At 69.6% G+C, this 14,904-nt stretch carries 11 protein-coding genes; 1 reads left to right on the forward strand and 10 read right to left on the reverse strand.

The genetic code is table 11. The features are described from left to right. Positions 1–113: 113 nt before the first annotated feature. The 3 genes from VI08_RS00540 to VI08_RS00550 form a co-directional block, all read right to left on the reverse strand. Complete coding sequence (locus VI08_RS00540) at positions 114–3,218, reverse strand: efflux RND transporter permease subunit (protein WP_045827573.1); 3,105 nt, start codon at positions 3,216–3,218, stop codon at positions 114–116. Between the two features lie 11 nt (positions 3,219–3,229). Then, on the reverse strand, positions 3,230–4,372 hold the full coding sequence (locus VI08_RS00545) for an efflux RND transporter periplasmic adaptor subunit (protein WP_045827574.1): 1,143 nt from the start codon (positions 4,370–4,372) through the stop codon (positions 3,230–3,232). Positions 4,373–4,489: 117 nt separating this feature from the next. After that, positions 4,490–4,951 (reverse strand): MarR family winged helix-turn-helix transcriptional regulator, encoded by a 462-nt coding sequence (locus tag VI08_RS00550; protein WP_428992123.1) that lies wholly within the window; start codon positions 4,949–4,951, stop codon positions 4,490–4,492. Between the two features lie 82 nt (positions 4,952–5,033). Here VI08_RS00550 and VI08_RS00555 point away from each other — a divergent pair, with 82 nt between their 5' ends. Then, positions 5,034–5,549, forward strand: coding sequence for an O-acetyl-ADP-ribose deacetylase (locus VI08_RS00555; RefSeq protein ID WP_045827575.1), 516 nt, complete (start codon positions 5,034–5,036; stop codon positions 5,547–5,549). Here the strand turns inward: VI08_RS00555 and VI08_RS00560 are convergent. The 7 genes from VI08_RS00560 to pilQ all read right to left on the reverse strand — a co-directional run bounded on the left by VI08_RS00560 (position 5,546) and on the right by pilQ (position 14,890). Beyond that, positions 5,546–7,255: a BatD family protein gene (locus VI08_RS00560; protein WP_045827576.1), complete on the reverse strand. Its 1,710-nt coding sequence runs from the start codon at positions 7,253–7,255 to the stop codon at positions 5,546–5,548. The genes VI08_RS00555 and VI08_RS00560 overlap by 4 nt on opposite strands. Next, positions 7,252–9,156, reverse strand: coding sequence for a tetratricopeptide repeat protein (locus VI08_RS00565; RefSeq protein WP_045827577.1), 1,905 nt, complete (start codon positions 9,154–9,156; stop codon positions 7,252–7,254). Before VI08_RS00565 ends, VI08_RS00560 begins: the two co-directional genes overlap by 4 nt. Continuing rightward, positions 9,153–10,133, reverse strand: a complete 981-nt coding sequence (locus VI08_RS00570) for a VWA domain-containing protein (RefSeq protein WP_045827578.1) — start codon at positions 10,131–10,133, stop codon at positions 9,153–9,155. Before VI08_RS00570 ends, VI08_RS00565 begins: the two co-directional genes overlap by 4 nt. Beyond that, positions 10,126–10,617, reverse strand: a complete 492-nt coding sequence (locus VI08_RS20650) for a DUF4381 domain-containing protein (RefSeq protein WP_052697597.1) — start codon at positions 10,615–10,617, stop codon at positions 10,126–10,128. Before VI08_RS20650 ends, VI08_RS00570 begins: the two co-directional genes overlap by 8 nt. Then, entirely contained in the window at positions 10,617–11,537 is a 921-nt protein-coding gene (locus tag VI08_RS00580; RefSeq protein ID WP_045827579.1) for a DUF58 domain-containing protein, read from the reverse strand. Before VI08_RS00580 ends, VI08_RS20650 begins: the two co-directional genes overlap by 1 nt. Continuing rightward, a complete protein-coding gene (locus tag VI08_RS00585) occupies positions 11,534–12,529 on the reverse strand; it encodes an AAA family ATPase (protein ID WP_045827580.1) in 996 nt (331 codons plus the stop codon). Before VI08_RS00585 ends, VI08_RS00580 begins: the two co-directional genes overlap by 4 nt. A gap of 126 nt (positions 12,530–12,655) precedes the next feature. Further along, positions 12,656–14,890 (reverse strand): type IV pilus secretin PilQ, encoded by a 2,235-nt coding sequence (gene pilQ, locus VI08_RS00590; protein ID WP_045827651.1) that lies wholly within the window; start codon positions 14,888–14,890, stop codon positions 12,656–12,658. Positions 14,891–14,904: the final 14 nt, after the last annotated feature.

The raw sequence follows: 14,904 nt of genomic DNA on the forward strand, positions 1-14,904 counted from the left end.
GCCCGCCGCCTACGAGGTGCTGTTGTAGGAGCCCACACCCGTGGGCGACAGCTTCTCGCGTCGTCGCCAAAAGCAGTCGCCCACAGGTGTGGGCTCCTACAGGAGCGGCGAGCCTAGTGCGCCACGGGCTCGCCGCTTTCGATCTGCTTGGGCGCCACGCGCTCCTGCAGGCGGTTCATGTACAGGTAGATGACGGGCGTGAGATACAGGGTAAGGATCTGGGATACCACCAGGCCACCCACCACCGCCAGGCCCAGCGGGCGCCGCGTCTCGGCGCCCGCACCGATGCCCAGGGCGATCGGCAGCGTGCCCGCGAACGCGGCCATCGTCGTCATCATGATGGGGCGGAAACGCACGCGGCAGGCTTCGAAAATGGCATCGAACGGCGCCATGGCTTCCTCGCGCTGACGCTCGAGTGCGAAGTCGATCATCATGATCGCGTTCTTCTTCACGATGCCCACCAGCATCACGATGCCGACGAACGCGAACAGGTCGAGCGAGGCATTGAACACGACAAGGGTAAGCAGCGCGCCCACGCCCGCCGCCGGCAGGCCGGAGAGGATGGTGAGCGGATGGATGAAGCTCTCGTACAAAATGCCCAGCACCAGGTAGATCACGAACACGGCCAGCAGCAGCAGCAGGCCCATGCCCTTGATGGAATCCTGGAACGCCTGCGCCGTGCCCTGCACGCTGCCGCTCAGCGTGGCCGGCAGTTTCAGTTCGGTGGTGGCGCGGTCGATGCTGGCCACCGCATCACTGAGTGATACACCGGGCGCAAGGTTGAACGAAACCGTTACGGCAGGCAGCTGGCCCTGGTGGTTCACGGTCAGCACCTGCGGCTTGCGCTCGAAATGCGCCACGGTGCTGAGCGGGATGAGCTTGCCCGCGTCGGAGGTGACATACAGCTTCGAGAGCACCGCGGGGTCGTCCTGCATGCGCCGCTCCACCTGCAGGATGACCCAATACTGGGTGGCCGAGCCGTAGATCGTCGAGATCTGGTTCTCGCCGAACGCCGTGCCCAGCGCGGTCTGCACCTGGTCCATCGTGAGGCCCAGCGGCGCCAGCTTGTCGCGGTTCACCTGCACGATCATCGAGGGGCTGTTGAGGTCGAGGTCGGTGGTGACATCCTGGAAGCCGGGCAGCTTCTGGAACGCATTCACCAGCTTGCCCGACCAGTCATAAAGCGCGTTCAGGTCGGTGCTTTGCACGGTGTACTGGTACTGCGCCTTCGACTGGCGCCCACCCACCTGGATCGCGGGCGGGTTCTGGATGTACGTGCGGATGCCCGGCACCGTGGCGAACTTCTTGCGCAGTTCCTGGATGATCTCGTCCGGCGTGGTGTGGCCGCGGGCGCCCGCGTCCTTCAGGCGCAGCAGGATCGACCCCGCATTGGCGGTGGCACGTGCGCCGCCGGCGCCCACCGTGGACATATAACCCTCGATGTTCGGATCATTGCCCGCGATCTCGGCCAGCCGTTGCTGGCGGGCCGACATGGCGGTGAACGAGATATCGGTGGGGCCTTCGGTGGTGACACGCAGCTGGCCGCTATCGCCGGCAGGGATGAAATCCTTGGGCACCACGTAGAACAGCAGCCCGGTGGCCAGGAGGCTCAGCGCGAACACACCCACGACGCTGCGCGGGTGGCGCATGCACCACGCCAGCGTGCGCGTGTAGCGGTTGGTCAGCGCGCCGAAGCCGCGGTCGAACCATACGACGATGAAGCTGCGCTTTGAGTGGTCGTGGGCCTTGACGAAACGGCTGCACAGCATCGGGGTCAGCGTGATCGACACGAAGCCCGAGATGAGGATGGAGACGCTGATCACCACGGCGAACTCGTGGAACAGGCGGCCCACGATGCCGCCCATGAACATCACGGGGATGAACACGGCCACCAGCGACAGCGTCATCGAGAAGATGGTGAAGCCGATCTCGTTGGCACCCTTCACCGCCGCGTCGAACGGCCGCTCGCCCAGCTCGATGTGGCGCATGATGTTCTCGAGCATCACGATGGCATCGTCCACCACGAAGCCCACGGCCAGCGTCAGCGCCAGCAGTGACAGGTTGTCGAGGCTGTAGCCCAGCGCGAACATGGCCCCGAACGTGCCCAGCACCGAGATGGGCAAGGCCACCGCGGGGATGAGCGTGGCCGATGCGTTGCCAAGGAACAGGTAGATCACCAGCACCACGAGGATGCCCGCGAGCACCAGCGTGAACTGCACGTCGTGCACCGATTCGCGAATGGACACCGAGCGGTCGTACATCACGTCGAGCTTCACCGAGGGTGGCAGCGTGGCCTCGAACCCGGGGACCAGGCCCAGGATGCGATCCACGGTTTCCACCGTGTTCGCGCCCGGCTGCCGCTGGATGGCCAGCGTGATGGCACGGTTGCCGTTGAACCAGCTGGCCTTCTGGTCGTCCTGCACGCTGTCGCGCGGCGTGGCGATGTCGGAAAGCCGCACGGGTGCGCCGTTGCGGTACGCCACCACCACCTGGTTGTAGTCGGCGGCGCGCATGAGCTGGCCGTCGGAACGGATGGACAGCAACTGGCGGCTGCCGTTGAGCGAGCCGGTGGCCTTGTTGACGTTGGCGGCGGCGATGGCCGTGGCCATCTGGTCGACGCCGATGCCGGTGGCGGCAAGGCGATCGGGGTCCACCGCCACGCGCACGGCGTACTTCTGCGAGCCGTAGACGTTCACCTGCGCCACGCCCTCCACCATCGACAGGCGCTGCGCCAGCTCGGTTTCCGCGTAGTCGTCCACGGTGGAAAGCGGCAGCGTGGACGAGGCCATGGTGAGGAACAGGATGGGTGCGTCGGCCGGGTTCACCTTGCGGTAGGTGGGCGGCGTGGGCATGTCCTGCGGCAGCTGGCGTTGCGCGGCCGAGATGGCGGCCTGCACATCCTGCGCGGCGCCGTCGATGCTGCGGTCGAGCGCGAAGGTGACGGTGATGGTGGTGCTGCCCAGCGCGCTCGTCGAGGTCATCGAATCGATGCCCGCGATGGTGGAGAGCTGCGCTTCGAGCGGCGTGGCCACCGATGACGCCATCGTCTCGGGCGACGCGCCCGGCAGGCTCGCGCTGATGTTGATGGTGGGGAAATCGACGTTCGGCAGTTCGTTGACCGGCAGCTTGGGGTACGCGGCGATACCGAAGATGACCAGCGCCGCCATCAGCAGCGTCGTCATCACGGGGCGGCGGATGCAGAGTTCTGGCAGGTTCATGCCGCGCCCCGTCAGCTCTTGTCGACGCGCACGCGCGCGCCGTCGACGAGCAGCATCTGGCCCTCGGTGACCACGCGCTCGCCTTCGGCGAGGCCCTTGTCGACGACGACGCGCGATGCCGTCGTGGCGCCCGTGGTGACGTTACGCTGCTCCACCGTGTTATCGGCCTTCACCACGAACACGAAGGTGCCGGCCGTGGAACTCTGCAGCGCGATCACTGGGATGCTCACCGCATCGGCCAGGCGGGTGGTCGGCAGGGTTACCTCGGCGAACTGGCCCGGCGTGAGGCGGCCATCGGCGTTGGCAAAGCGCCCCTTCAGCACGATGGTGCCGGTGGTGGCGTCCACCGCGTTGTCGACGAATTCCAGCTCGCCCTTCAGCGGGCCACCGGTATCGCCCGGGATCTTCGCTTCCACCGGCAGCGCGCCGCGGCGCTGGCTGGCACGCACGGCCGAGAGGCTGTCCTCGGGGATGGCAAACGCCACGCGGATGGGGTCCATCTCGTTCAGCACCACGATATCGGTGGTATCGGCCGTGAGCGTGGCGCCCGGGTACGCCAGCGGCGCGCCGGTGATGCCGTCGAACGGCGCACTGATGGTGGTGAAGTCGAGCTGCACCTGCGCGGCGCGCGCGGCGGCGCGGTCGCTTTCCAGCGCGGCGCGCGCCACGCCGAGGTTGGCCTTGTAGAGGTCGAAATCGGCGCGGCTGACGAAGCCCTTGCCGAGCATGTTCTGGTAGCGCGACAGGTCGGCCTCGGCTTTCACCAGCTGGGCCTGGTCGCTGGCGACCTTGCCCTGGGCTTCGTCGAGCGCAGCCTTGAGGGGGCGCGGGTCGACCCGGGCGAGCAGGTCGCCCTTCTTCACATGGCTGCCCGGCGTGAAGGCCAGCGACTCGAGCTGGCCATTGACGCGCGAGCGGATGTTCACCGTGGAATAGGCCTCGGCGCGGCCGATGATCTTGAGCGAGAGGTCGATCTCGCCGCGTGTCGCGACGGCGGTCGTGACAGGCGTGGCGTTGTTGGCCGCGGCGGCCTTTTTCGAGGCCGGCTGCGCATCCTTGCCATCGGCACCGTGCCGCAGTACGCCGACGCCGATGGCGGCGACAGCGACGAGGCCGACGATGATGGCGAGTTTCTTCCCTGGGGATCGTTGCATGGGGGCTCCGGCCGGGACCGCGGGTCCGGTCACCGCGCGGGGGGAACGCGCGGCCATGGGTTCGTTACGGACATCCGTGTTGTAAACGCACGTGCCGTGGATCGGTTGACCGGGCGTTTAGCCTGCCTCGCCGGGGCCGTCGAGCGCCTGGAGGTTTTCCTTGATGCGCTCGAGCGTGCCGAGCATGTGTTCGAGGTCAGCGGCGCTGATGCCGCGGGTGGCGTCGCTGCGCAGGCCCCGGGCGATGTCTTCCATGTCGTCGACGACGCCACGGGCCTGCTCCGTATCGTGCAGGCGCCACGCGCGGCGATCCCTCGGGTCGGGGCGGCGCTCGACGAAGCCGGCGGCCTGCAGGCGGTCGATGACCCGGCCCACGGCGATCGGCTCCATGTCGAGCTGCTCGGCCAGTTCGTTCTGGCGCATGCCCGGGCGGCGGTGCAGCCATTTCAGGGCACGCCACTGGGCACGGGTAAGCCCGAACTTCACCGCGCGACGGTCGAAGTGCTTGCGCAACAGCAACGTGACGTCGTTGAGGAGGTATCCGAACGAGGTTTCTTCGACTTTTTGCAGATCGGCCATGGCTACGTAGCTGGTCGGTATTTTCACGGTGGAGCGGGCATCGTATCCACCTGTGCCCACCCGTCACAAGCGAGGATGCAGCATGCCGCTGGAAGTGGTCGAGGCCGATATCACGACGCTGGCCGTGGATGCGATCGCCAACGCCGCCAATGAAACGCTGCTGGGCGGCGGTGGCGTCGATGGCGCCATCCACCGGGCGGCGGGCGCCCGCCTGCTCGCGGCGTGCCGCGCCTTGCCGGAAACTCGCCCCGGTGTCCGCTGCCCGACGGGCGAAGCGCGCATCACCCCGGGCTTCGACCTGCCCGCCCGGTGGGTGATCCACACCGTGGGGCCAGTCTGGCACGGCGGCGGCCGCGGCGAACCGGCGCTCCTGGCCGCCTGCTATGCCAACAGCCTCGCGCTGGCGCGTGAGTGCGGCGTGGCCAGCATCGCGTTCCCCGCCATCAGTGCCGGGGTATACGGCTACCCGTCGGCAGAGGCGGCCGCCGTGGCGGTCAGCGCCATCCGCGCCGCGCCCTGGGTGCCGGGCCGCGTGGTGTTATGCGCGTTTGGCGCCGCCATGGCGGCCCACTACACGACGGCCCTGGCCAGGGTCTAGCGCGGGTACAGGGGCGGCAGGCCGCCCTCGCCAGGCGGCTTGCCGCTGGCCGCCCACTCGAAACCGTTGGCGAAGGCGTCGCGCCACGCGGTCGTATCGGGCACGCCTTCGCCGAAACGTGCCCGCTGGAGCGCGGCGATGGCATCGCGCTGGCGGCCTGGCTGCAAAGCCGCCGCCAGTTCGCCCAGGGTGCGGACCGCTGGCCGCCCGGCACGCGCCCAGGCCAGGAGGGCGCGCTCGGTCGCGGCAAGATCACCGGATGCCGCCGCCTTGAGAAACTGCTCACGGGCGGGGCCCGCGCGCACGGGTGGCGCACCGGGGGTGCCAGCCGCGGGCATCGGCGGCGCCGCCTGCCTGCGCCGGCGTGCCCACCCAGCCCACGCGAGGAGGGTAAGCAGCCACAGCGCCCCCAGGCCCGCGGCGATCCAGTGCCAGGGAACGCCGGCGACGACGGGCACCCTGGCCACATCGCTGCCTGCGGCACTGGCCGCCGGCGCGGGCGTGCCCGCCGCGGCATGGGCGGCAATGGCCGGCGGTGTCGGCGTCGCGGCGCCGCTGCCCGGGCCCACGGTGAGGTCGCGCGCCGGCAGGGTCGCGGTCTCGGCCTTGTCGGTGGCGACATTCCACCAGTGCAGCGTGGTTTCGGGAATGTGCAGCGTCCCTTCGTGGGTCGGCACCACGGCGAACCCCTGCTGGCGCCGCCCGGTGATCCACGGGCCGCTGGTGCTGCTGCCCGTCACGGCCTTGTCCGGATACACGTCGGCACCGTCGATCTTCGGCAGCGACAACGCGGGCAGAGCTTCGAACGGCAGGCCCACGGCATCGAGCCGCATGGTCAGCGTGATCGGCTGGCCAACGCGTGCCCTGCCGTCGGCGGGGAAGCCATCGAGCGCGAGCTTGAGCTCCCGCGCGGGCAGCCACGCGCCATCGGTGGCGCCCTGCGGGCGGGCACGCACATCGATGCGCGCGGGCTGGGCGACGGCATTCACCGGCTCGCCGGCGCCAAAGAACGAGTTGACGTCGGTGGGGTCGACGGCGGTGCCCTGGAACGTGGGCGGCTGCACCACGAGCGGGCCCGGGTGTTGCGGAATGATGGCGTAGTGCCGTTCGACGACGTTGAAGCGGCGGCCCCCACGCACGGTCTGGTAGTTCGCGTCCGACCCAATGCGGCGGATCTCCGCGCCTTCGGCCGAGGGGTCGCCCAACTGGCCATCCGCCAGGTTCACCGCGAAATACAGGCGCAGCGTGTAATCGAACTGCTGCCCGATGTAACCCTGGCCTGGCTCCACCTTGCCTTCGAGCACGACGGGCCGGTTGGCCGCATCGGCCGGCGCGCTGGACGCGGCATCCACCTGCAGTTGCAGCGGCTGCGTGGTGTGCCCGCCGATGGCGAGGGCCGGCACGGTGAGCTGGCCCTCGTGCTTCGGGCGCAGCGCCACGCCGAGGATCGTGTGCGCCTCGCGCTTGCCGTTGACGATGCTGAGCGTGTGGTTCGTCGATGTGCCGAGCACCACGAAATCCGCGGATAACGGCGAAAGGTCGGGGTTGTCGACGTTGTCTTCGCCCACTTCGATGTTGAGCGTGACGGTCTCGCCGTTGCCGACATGCGTGCGGTCGAGCGACGCCACCGGTGCGGCCGCCTGCGCGTGGGCCACCCCCAGCAGCAACCACAGGGCGAGGGCCATCCATGCGTGGCGCATCTTCATTCCTCCGGCTCCGCGCCATGGCGGCGTTGGTATTCGAGCATGAACTTGCGGCGCAGCAGGCCACCCGGGTCGTCGGGCACGCGCATCAGCTGGCGGCGCACGTCGGGCGGCAGCTTCGACGAGGCGTCGGATTCGGTCAGTTGCCCCAGGTCGTGCTGGTCGCCGTCTTTCTTCTCGCCCTTGCCGGCGAGCGCGGCATCCATCTTCTGCTTCAGCGCCTGCTGCGCTTGCTCGGCTTGCGCGCGCTCGGCGTCGGTCTTGCCGGTGGCATCGCCCTGCGGCGGCTGGGCCTTGCCGGCGTCCTGGGCCTTGTCGTTGCCCTCGCCTTCACCGGCCTGGCCTGGCGAGCCCTGCTGGCCCTGCTTGTCGTTGTCGCCCTGCCCGCCCGATGGCTGGCTACCCTGCTGGCCTTGCTGCGGGTCACCTTGCTGACCCTGTTGGCCCTGCGAGCCTTTGTTCTGTTCGCCTGGTTTCTGCTGCGGCTTGCCGTCCTTCTTCCCCTTGGCGCCGTCGTCGTCCTTCTTCTTTTGCTGTTGCTTCATGAAGTCGGCGACCGCCTTGCGGTTGGCGGCGGCATCCGCGTTGCCCGGGTTGGCCTTCAGTGCGCGATCGTAAGCAGCGATGGCATCGTCGTAGCGCTGCTGCTTCGCCAGCGCGTTGCCGAGGTTGTACTGGCCATCGCTGTCGGTGGCGTGCGCGAGCGCCGCCTCGGCCGCGGCGTAGTCGCCCGCGCGGTAGGCGGCGGCACCACGCAGTGATGCGCTTTGCGCGAGCGCCTGCGCCTGCTTCGCATCGCCGCGCGCCAGCGCATCGGCGGCCTGCTGGTCGCGCGTGCGGAAAGCATCGACCACCGGCGTGGGCGTGGTGGCTGCGCGCGAGGGCGCCACCGGCAGCAGCGCCAGCGCGAGCACGAGCAGCCAGCCGCGGCGGAACCCGAGTGCCACGAGCGGCAGCAACGGCAGCAGCAGCCAGGGGCCGCGATCCTGCCATGCAGTGGTGGTGGCACCTTCCGCCGCCCTGCCCTTGCCGGCATCGCGCAGCGCGGCCGCCATCGCGGTAATGTCGCTGCGGTCGTCGGCGGCCAGCGCGAAGCGGCCGCCGCCAGCGCTGGCCAGTGCCTGCAACGATGCGTCGTCGCGCGGCGCCATGACGATGGTGCCCTGCTCGTCTTTCAGGAACTGGCCATCGTCGGTGGTGATCGGGCCACCGCGCGGCGTCCCTATGCCCAGGACCGAGACCGTATCGCCCGCGGCGAGCGCACGGCGCGCGGCGGCCTGCGCGCTGGCATCCGCACGATCGGTGACGACGACGATGGAGCCACCACGCACGTCCGCGTGGCGGATGAGCGCCACTGCCTGGTCGATGGCCTTGCCCGGGTCGTCGCCGCCGACGGGCAGCGTGTCGGGCGCGAGGGCCGCGAGCAGGTCGTCGACGCTATGGGCATCGGTCGTGAGCGGCGCCACCGTGAACGCCTCGCCCGTGTAGGCCACCAGCGCGTTCATGCCGTCGCTGTTGGCCGCGTAGAGTTCGCGCACCTTGTAGCGCGCGCGGCTGAGCCGGTCGGGCACGACGTCACGCGCCAGCATATGTGGCGACATCGAGACCACGACCACCTGCGCCGTGCGTTCGCTGAAGAGCTGCTCCGCCGTGTGGTCCCACGCCGGGCCCGCCAGCGCGAGCACGCCCAGCGTCGCCGCGGAGGCCACGGCCCACGCCGGCAAGCGCGATGAACGGGGCGCCCCGTCGAGCAGGTAGGGCAGCAACGCCGGGTCGGCCAGGCGCGACAGGACGCGCACCTCGGGCGAACGGCGCAGCATGGCCCACGCCAGCGGCGGCACCAGCAGCAGCAACCAAAGCCAGTGTGGCTGGAGGAAGTGGAACGAGGCGAATGGCGCCATCATGCGGCGGCCCTCGCGGGCAACAGGCGCGGCAGCAAACCGAGGCCAAGCAACACCAGCGCGGCGAGCAGCGGCCAGCGGAATAACTCATCGTGCGGGCGTAGCGCGGCACCTTGCTGCGGCACCGGTTCGAGCTCGTCGATCTGCCGGTAGGCCTGGGCCAGTTCGTCGGTATCGGTGGCGCGGAAGAAACGCCCACCGGTCTGGTTCGCGATATCGGTAAGCATGCCCACGTCGAGGTCGGCCGAGGGGTTCTCGATGCGCGACCCAAAGAAATCCGGCACGCGCATGGCGGTGGCGCCGATACCGATGGTGTAGACACGCACGCCCGCGGCCTTGGCCGCGCGCGCCGCCTCGCGCGGCGCGATCGAACCCGCGTTGTTCACGCCATCGGTGAGCAGCACCAGCACGCGTGCCTGCTGCGGCAGGTCGGCAAGGCGTTTCACCGCGACGGCGATGGCGTCGCCGATCGCCGTTTCGCGGCCGGGCAAGCCGACCACCGCATCGTGCAGTTGCGCACGCACGGCATCGAGGTCGTAGGTGAGCGGCGTGACGAGATAGGCCTGCGAACCGAACAGCACCAGCCCGAGTTCATCGCCCGCGCGGCGGTCGATGAAGTCGCCCGCGATGGCTTCCACCGCAGCGAAACGCGTCACCTGGCGGCCGGCCAGCTGCATGTCGTCGAGCGACATGCTGCCAGACAGGTCGACGGCGAGCATGGTGGCGCGGCCGCTGCGCTTCTGCGGCTCCGGTGGGCCCAGGTGCTGGGGCCGTGCGGCGGCGGTGACGAGGCACACCCACGCGAGCACGAGCAAGGCCGTGGCGGCGAACGATGCACGGTTGGCCGATGCGGCCACGAGCGTGATGCCCGGCTGCGGCAGTGCCATCGCCTGTGCGGGGCGGATGGGGCGAAGCACGTGGCGGAGGATCCACGGCAACGGCAGGGCGATGAACAGCCAGGGCCAGGCGAACTCAGGCATGCGCCCTCCCCGGCCTGCGCGGTGCGCCGCGCATCAGCACGTCGCGCACCCACGCCTCGACATCGGCGGCAACCGCATCCACGTCGAGCGGCGTATCACGCCGGTACATCGCGTCGCCCAGCGTGGCGAGGCGTGCGACATCGCGCTTTGGCGCCATGGCGGCCAGCGCATCGCGCCATGCCGCGGCGGAAAGGGTCACGCTGTAAGGGTCACGCGTACGGGCCACGCGGCGCAGCAGCTGGTGCGCCGTGGCGGCGAACGCGGCGTTGTCGCCGTCGCTGGCATGCCGCGACCGGGCCTGGCGCAGGTCGCCGAGCACGGCATGCACGTGGCGGCGCCTGCGCGCGCGCCGCGCCAGGAGCAATGCGGTGATGAGGACAAGCGCGATGAGCAGGCCCGCCAGTACCCACCACCCTGGCGCGAGCGGCCACCAGCCCACGTGGGGCACGTGCACATCGCGCAGCTCGGGGCCTTGCGTCGGCATCAGCGCCCCCTGCCCGGGCCGAGCAGGTCGACGATGGCGTCGAGCGGGTCGGCGGTGGTGTCCACGGTGCGCTGGCGAAGCCCGAGCTGGGCCGCGAGGGCGCCCAGGCGCTGGTGGCCACTGCCCAGCGCCTGCGCGAACTCGGCGCGCTGGCGCTCGCCGTGCAGTGCGATGTCGACATGCACCCCGCCTTGCGAGAACGGGTAGCGGCCCGGTGGCGGTTCGGCCAGCTCCAGCGGGTCGGCCACGGCGACGACGCGCACCTCGGCCTTGTTCACAAGGCCGAGCATGCGGCCGTGCGCAGCGGGGTCGACGGCGAAGCCATCGCTCACCAGCAGCACGCGGGAGGCACCGTGCATGAGGCGGCCGGCGCGTTGCAGGGCCGCAGAAAGGCTTTCGTCCGTGCCGGGTGGCATGGCATCCCAGGTGGCCAGGGCGCCGCACAGCGCAAGCGCGCCACGCGGGCCGCCCTGGGGGCGCAGCAGCTGGCGCTGGCCGCCGAAGGCGAGTACACCCACCCGGTCGCCGCCGCGGATCGCGTACCACGCGGCCATGGCGGCGACACGCGCGGCCTGCACGGACTTGAACCGCCCGCGCGTGCCGAAGCGCATGCTGGCGTTGGTGTCGAGAAGCACAAGGAGGCGCCCTTCGCGCTCTTCCTGGAACAACTTGGTATGCGCGACGCCGCTGCGCGCGGTGAGGCGCCAATCCATGCGGCGTACGTCGTCGCCAGCCTGGTAGACCCGCGACTCCGCGTAATCCATGCCGCGCCCGTGCAGGCGGCCCGGGCGCTGGCCGCTGCGCGCTGCGCGCGATACCACCGGCGGGGCGGGCGCGCGCATGACGCGCGAGCGCAGCGCGAGCAATTCAGGCAACGCGACGCGGACGCGTGGGTCGTCGACGTGGGGGACGGCACTCACGGCAGCGGCACGAGATCCAGCAGGCGGTCGATGACGGTATCGATGCGAACGCCTTCGGCCTCGGCCTCGTAGCTGGGCAGCACGCGGTGGCGCAGCACCTCGTGCGCGATGGCGTGCACGTCCTCGGGCAGCACGTAATCCCGGCCCTGCAGCCACGCGTGCGCCCGGGAACAGCGGTCGAGGGCGATGCTGGCGCGCGGGCTGGCACCCCAGGCGATCCAGCGGGCAAGCTCGGGGCCGTAGCGCCCGGCATCGCGCGTGGCGACGACCAGTTGGGTGATGTAGAGCTCCAGGGGCGGCGCCATGTGCACCGCCAGCACCGCGTCGCGCGCGGCGAACACATCGGCGGGGCGCAGCAGGTGGGCGGCCGGCGGCGCCGGGTGCATGGCCTCGCGCGCCTGTTCACGGGCCAGCCGCAGGATGGCCAGCTCGGCGTCGGCATCGGGGTAACCGATGGTCACGTGCATGAGGAAGCGATCGAGCTGGGCCTCGGGCAGCGCGAACGTGCCCTCCTGCTCGATGGGGTTCTGCGTGGCCATGACCATGAACAGCTCGGGTAGCGGCCACGTGCGGCGCCCGATGGTGATCTGGCGCTCGGCCATGGCCTCGAGCAGGGCCGACTGCACCTTGGCCGGGGCGCGGTTGATCTCGTCCGCCAGCACGATGTTGTGGAACAGCGGGCCGCGCTCGAACTCGAACGTGCCCGTCTGCGGGCGGAAGATGTCGGTGCCTGTGAGGTCGGCCGGCAGCAGGTCGGGCGTGAACTGGATACGGTGGAAATCCGCCTCGACGCGGGTGGCCAGCGCCTTGATGGCCGTGGTTTTCGCCAGGCCCGGGGCGCCCTCGACCAGCAGGTGGCCATCGGCCAGCAGGGCGACGAGGAGGCATTCCACTAGGTGGGGCTGCCCGATGATGCCGCGCGAAAGCTCGTTCCGCAGGTGGACGAAGGCCTCCTGGAGCGGCGTCGCGGCGGCGGCGGGGGTATCGGTCATGGCGTGGCTCGTGAAACAGGCGACAGGCCCGATGAGACCACAGCGGGGCCCAGAAGTTTAGGGCCGGATGGCACGGACAAAAAAAGGGCCCGGTTCGCACCGGGCCCTTTCGCCTGCCTTTTGGGCTTACTGCAACGTATCGCTGAGGATGCGCGGCGTCACGAAGATGAGCAGCTCGGCCTTGTCGTTCTGCCGCGAGGTATTGCGGAACAGGACGCCGATGCCGGGGATATCGCCGAGGCCCGGCACCTTGGTCACGGTGTTGGCCTTGGTGATTTCATAGATGCCGCCGAGCACCACCGTCTGGCCGTTGTCGACCAGCACCGAGGTGTTGATCTCGCGCGTATCGATCGAGGGGACGAAGCCACCACCCGGCGACGGCGTGTTGCCGGCGAGGGCGTCCTTCTTCACGTTGATCTTGAGGTAGACGCGGCTGTCGGCGGTGATCGTCGGGGTCACGCGCAGCTCGAGCACGGCATCCTTGAACTGCACCGTGGCGTTCTGGGCGCCACCACCCGAGCCGGAGGCCTGGTAGGTGACATAGCCGATTTCCGTACCCTGCTTGATCACGGCTTCCTGCTGGTTGGCCGTGATCACGCGCGGGCTGGAGATGACTTCGCTGCGGCCCTCGGTCTGCGCGGCCGAGAGCTCGAGGTCGACCAGGTAGTTCGAACCGAGGATGGCCAGGCCCAGGCTGCCCGCCGGGTTCGAGACCGGCAGGTTGACGTTGTAGCCACCCGGGAAGGTAAGGGTGTTGGACGTGGCGGTACCGTTGTTCAGGTTATGCACCTGGGTGGCGAGGTTGCTGGCGCCGCCCGCCGTCGTGCCCGTCGCACCGGCCGTCAGGTCGGGCGTGGTGCTGATGACCTGGCCGCTCGGGTTGGTGCGGAAGGCCTGGACGCCCCAACGCACGCCGAGCTGGCGGGTGAACTGGTCGGTGGCCACGACGATGCGCGACTCGATGAGCACCTGCTGCACCGGCCGGTCGAGCGTGCTGATGAGTTCGCGCAGGTCGCGGATCTTGTCCGGCGTGTCGTTGATCAGCAGGGTGTTGGTGCGCTCGTCAAACGAGACGCTGCCACGTGCGGACAGGAACCCTCGGGCACCCGTGCTGTTGCCGCCACCACCGCCCGTGCCCTGCATGGCGCCCTGGGTGAGCAGCTTGGCGATGTCCTCGGCCTTGCCGTAGCTGATGGGGATGTAATCCGACACAAGCTCGGCGTTGTCCTCGGCCTTCTGGCGGGCATCGGCCAGGCTCTGTTCGTAGCTGGCAAGCTCCTGCTGCGGCGCGATCCAGATCACGTTGCCGCTGCGGCGCTTGTCGAGGCCCTTGGCGCGCAGGATGACGTCGAGCGCCTGGTCCCACGGCGTATTGACGAGGCGCAACGTGACGCTGCCGCCCACCGTATCGGAGGCGACGAGGTTCAGCTTGGCTTCGTCGGCAATCAGCTGCAGGGCCGAACGGACCGGAATGTCCTGGAAGTTGAAAGTGAGGCGGGAACCCGAGTACACCGGCTCCTGGCCCTTGGCGGCCTTGCCGGTCAGCGGCGCGGCCTTTTTGGCGGCCACTTCGACGACATATTCGGTGCCGTTCTGGTAGGCCGACACATCGGTATCGCCCTTGGTGGCGATTTCCATGCGCGTACCGCCCGGCACCGAAGCCGACTGGATCGACTGCACGGGCGTGGCGAAATCGAGCACGTCCAGGCGCTGCGCCAGCTTCGGCGGCAGGCTGGCACCCGTGAGGCTTACGATGACCTTGCCATTCTCGCGACGCATTTCCGGCGTGGTGTTGTCGCCGCCAAGGGTGACGATGACACGGCCTTCGCCATTGGGGCCGCGGCGGAAGTCGATGTTGGAAAGCGGCGTGCCGGCGCTGGAGGGCAGTGCCTTGGTCGGATCCGACGCGATGGCCGTAGTCGTCGTGGCGCCCGTGGGGCCGTTGTTCACGGTGACCACGAGGTTGTTGCCGTCGACGCGGGTCTTGTAGGCCGAGTCGCGGAACAACTCGACCGTGACGCGGGTGCGGCCCCCGGCGGACACGACGGAGACGCCCGAGGTGGCGCCCTTGTTCACGTCAAGGTGCCGCGTGGTGAAGGCGTTGGTGGTATCCGGCAGGTCGATGGCGATGCGCGGTGGCTTCGAGGTCGTGAAGACCTTCGGCTCGGGCGCCTGGCCCGAGAAGGCCAGCGTCAGCTCGACACGGCCGCCGGGCTGGGCGTCGTACGTGACGTTCTTGAGCGCCGTTTCAGCCGCCGCGCTACCGGTGAACCCAAGGGCCGCGACCAGCGCGAACCCCAGGGCCCAGCGCCGCGTGCGATACCGCGCGCTACCCGGCAGATGATTGATTTTGGTCGTCATGTGCTTCATCCCCG

The sequence above is a fragment of the Luteibacter yeojuensis genome, assembly GCF_000964085.1.
In the GTDB taxonomy this organism is placed as follows: domain Bacteria; phylum Pseudomonadota; class Gammaproteobacteria; order Xanthomonadales; family Rhodanobacteraceae; genus Luteibacter; species Luteibacter yeojuensis_A.

Coding starts and splice junctions, on each gene's coding strand:
- VI08_RS00555 (WP_045827575.1), top strand. CDS start 5,034: ATGCCGCTGGAAGTGGTCGAGGCCGATATCACGACGCTGGCCGTGGAT.
- pilQ (WP_045827651.1), bottom strand. CDS start 14,890: ATGACGACCAAAATCAATCATCTGCCGGGTAGCGCGCGGTATCGCACG.
- VI08_RS00540 (WP_045827573.1), bottom strand. CDS start 3,218: ATGAACCTGCCAGAACTCTGCATCCGCCGCCCCGTGATGACGACGCTG.
- VI08_RS00565 (WP_045827577.1), bottom strand. CDS start 9,156: ATGATGGCGCCATTCGCCTCGTTCCACTTCCTCCAGCCACACTGGCTT.
- VI08_RS20650 (WP_052697597.1), bottom strand. CDS start 10,617: ATGCCGACGCAAGGCCCCGAGCTGCGCGATGTGCACGTGCCCCACGTG.
- VI08_RS00550 (WP_428992123.1), bottom strand. CDS start 4,951: ATGGCCGATCTGCAAAAAGTCGAAGAAACCTCGTTCGGATACCTCCTC.
- VI08_RS00560 (WP_045827576.1), bottom strand. CDS start 7,255: ATGAAGATGCGCCACGCATGGATGGCCCTCGCCCTGTGGTTGCTGCTG.
- VI08_RS00570 (WP_045827578.1), bottom strand. CDS start 10,133: ATGCCTGAGTTCGCCTGGCCCTGGCTGTTCATCGCCCTGCCGTTGCCG.
- VI08_RS00585 (WP_045827580.1), bottom strand. CDS start 12,529: ATGACCGATACCCCCGCCGCCGCCGCGACGCCGCTCCAGGAGGCCTTC.
- VI08_RS00545 (WP_045827574.1), bottom strand. CDS start 4,372: ATGCAACGATCCCCAGGGAAGAAACTCGCCATCATCGTCGGCCTCGTC.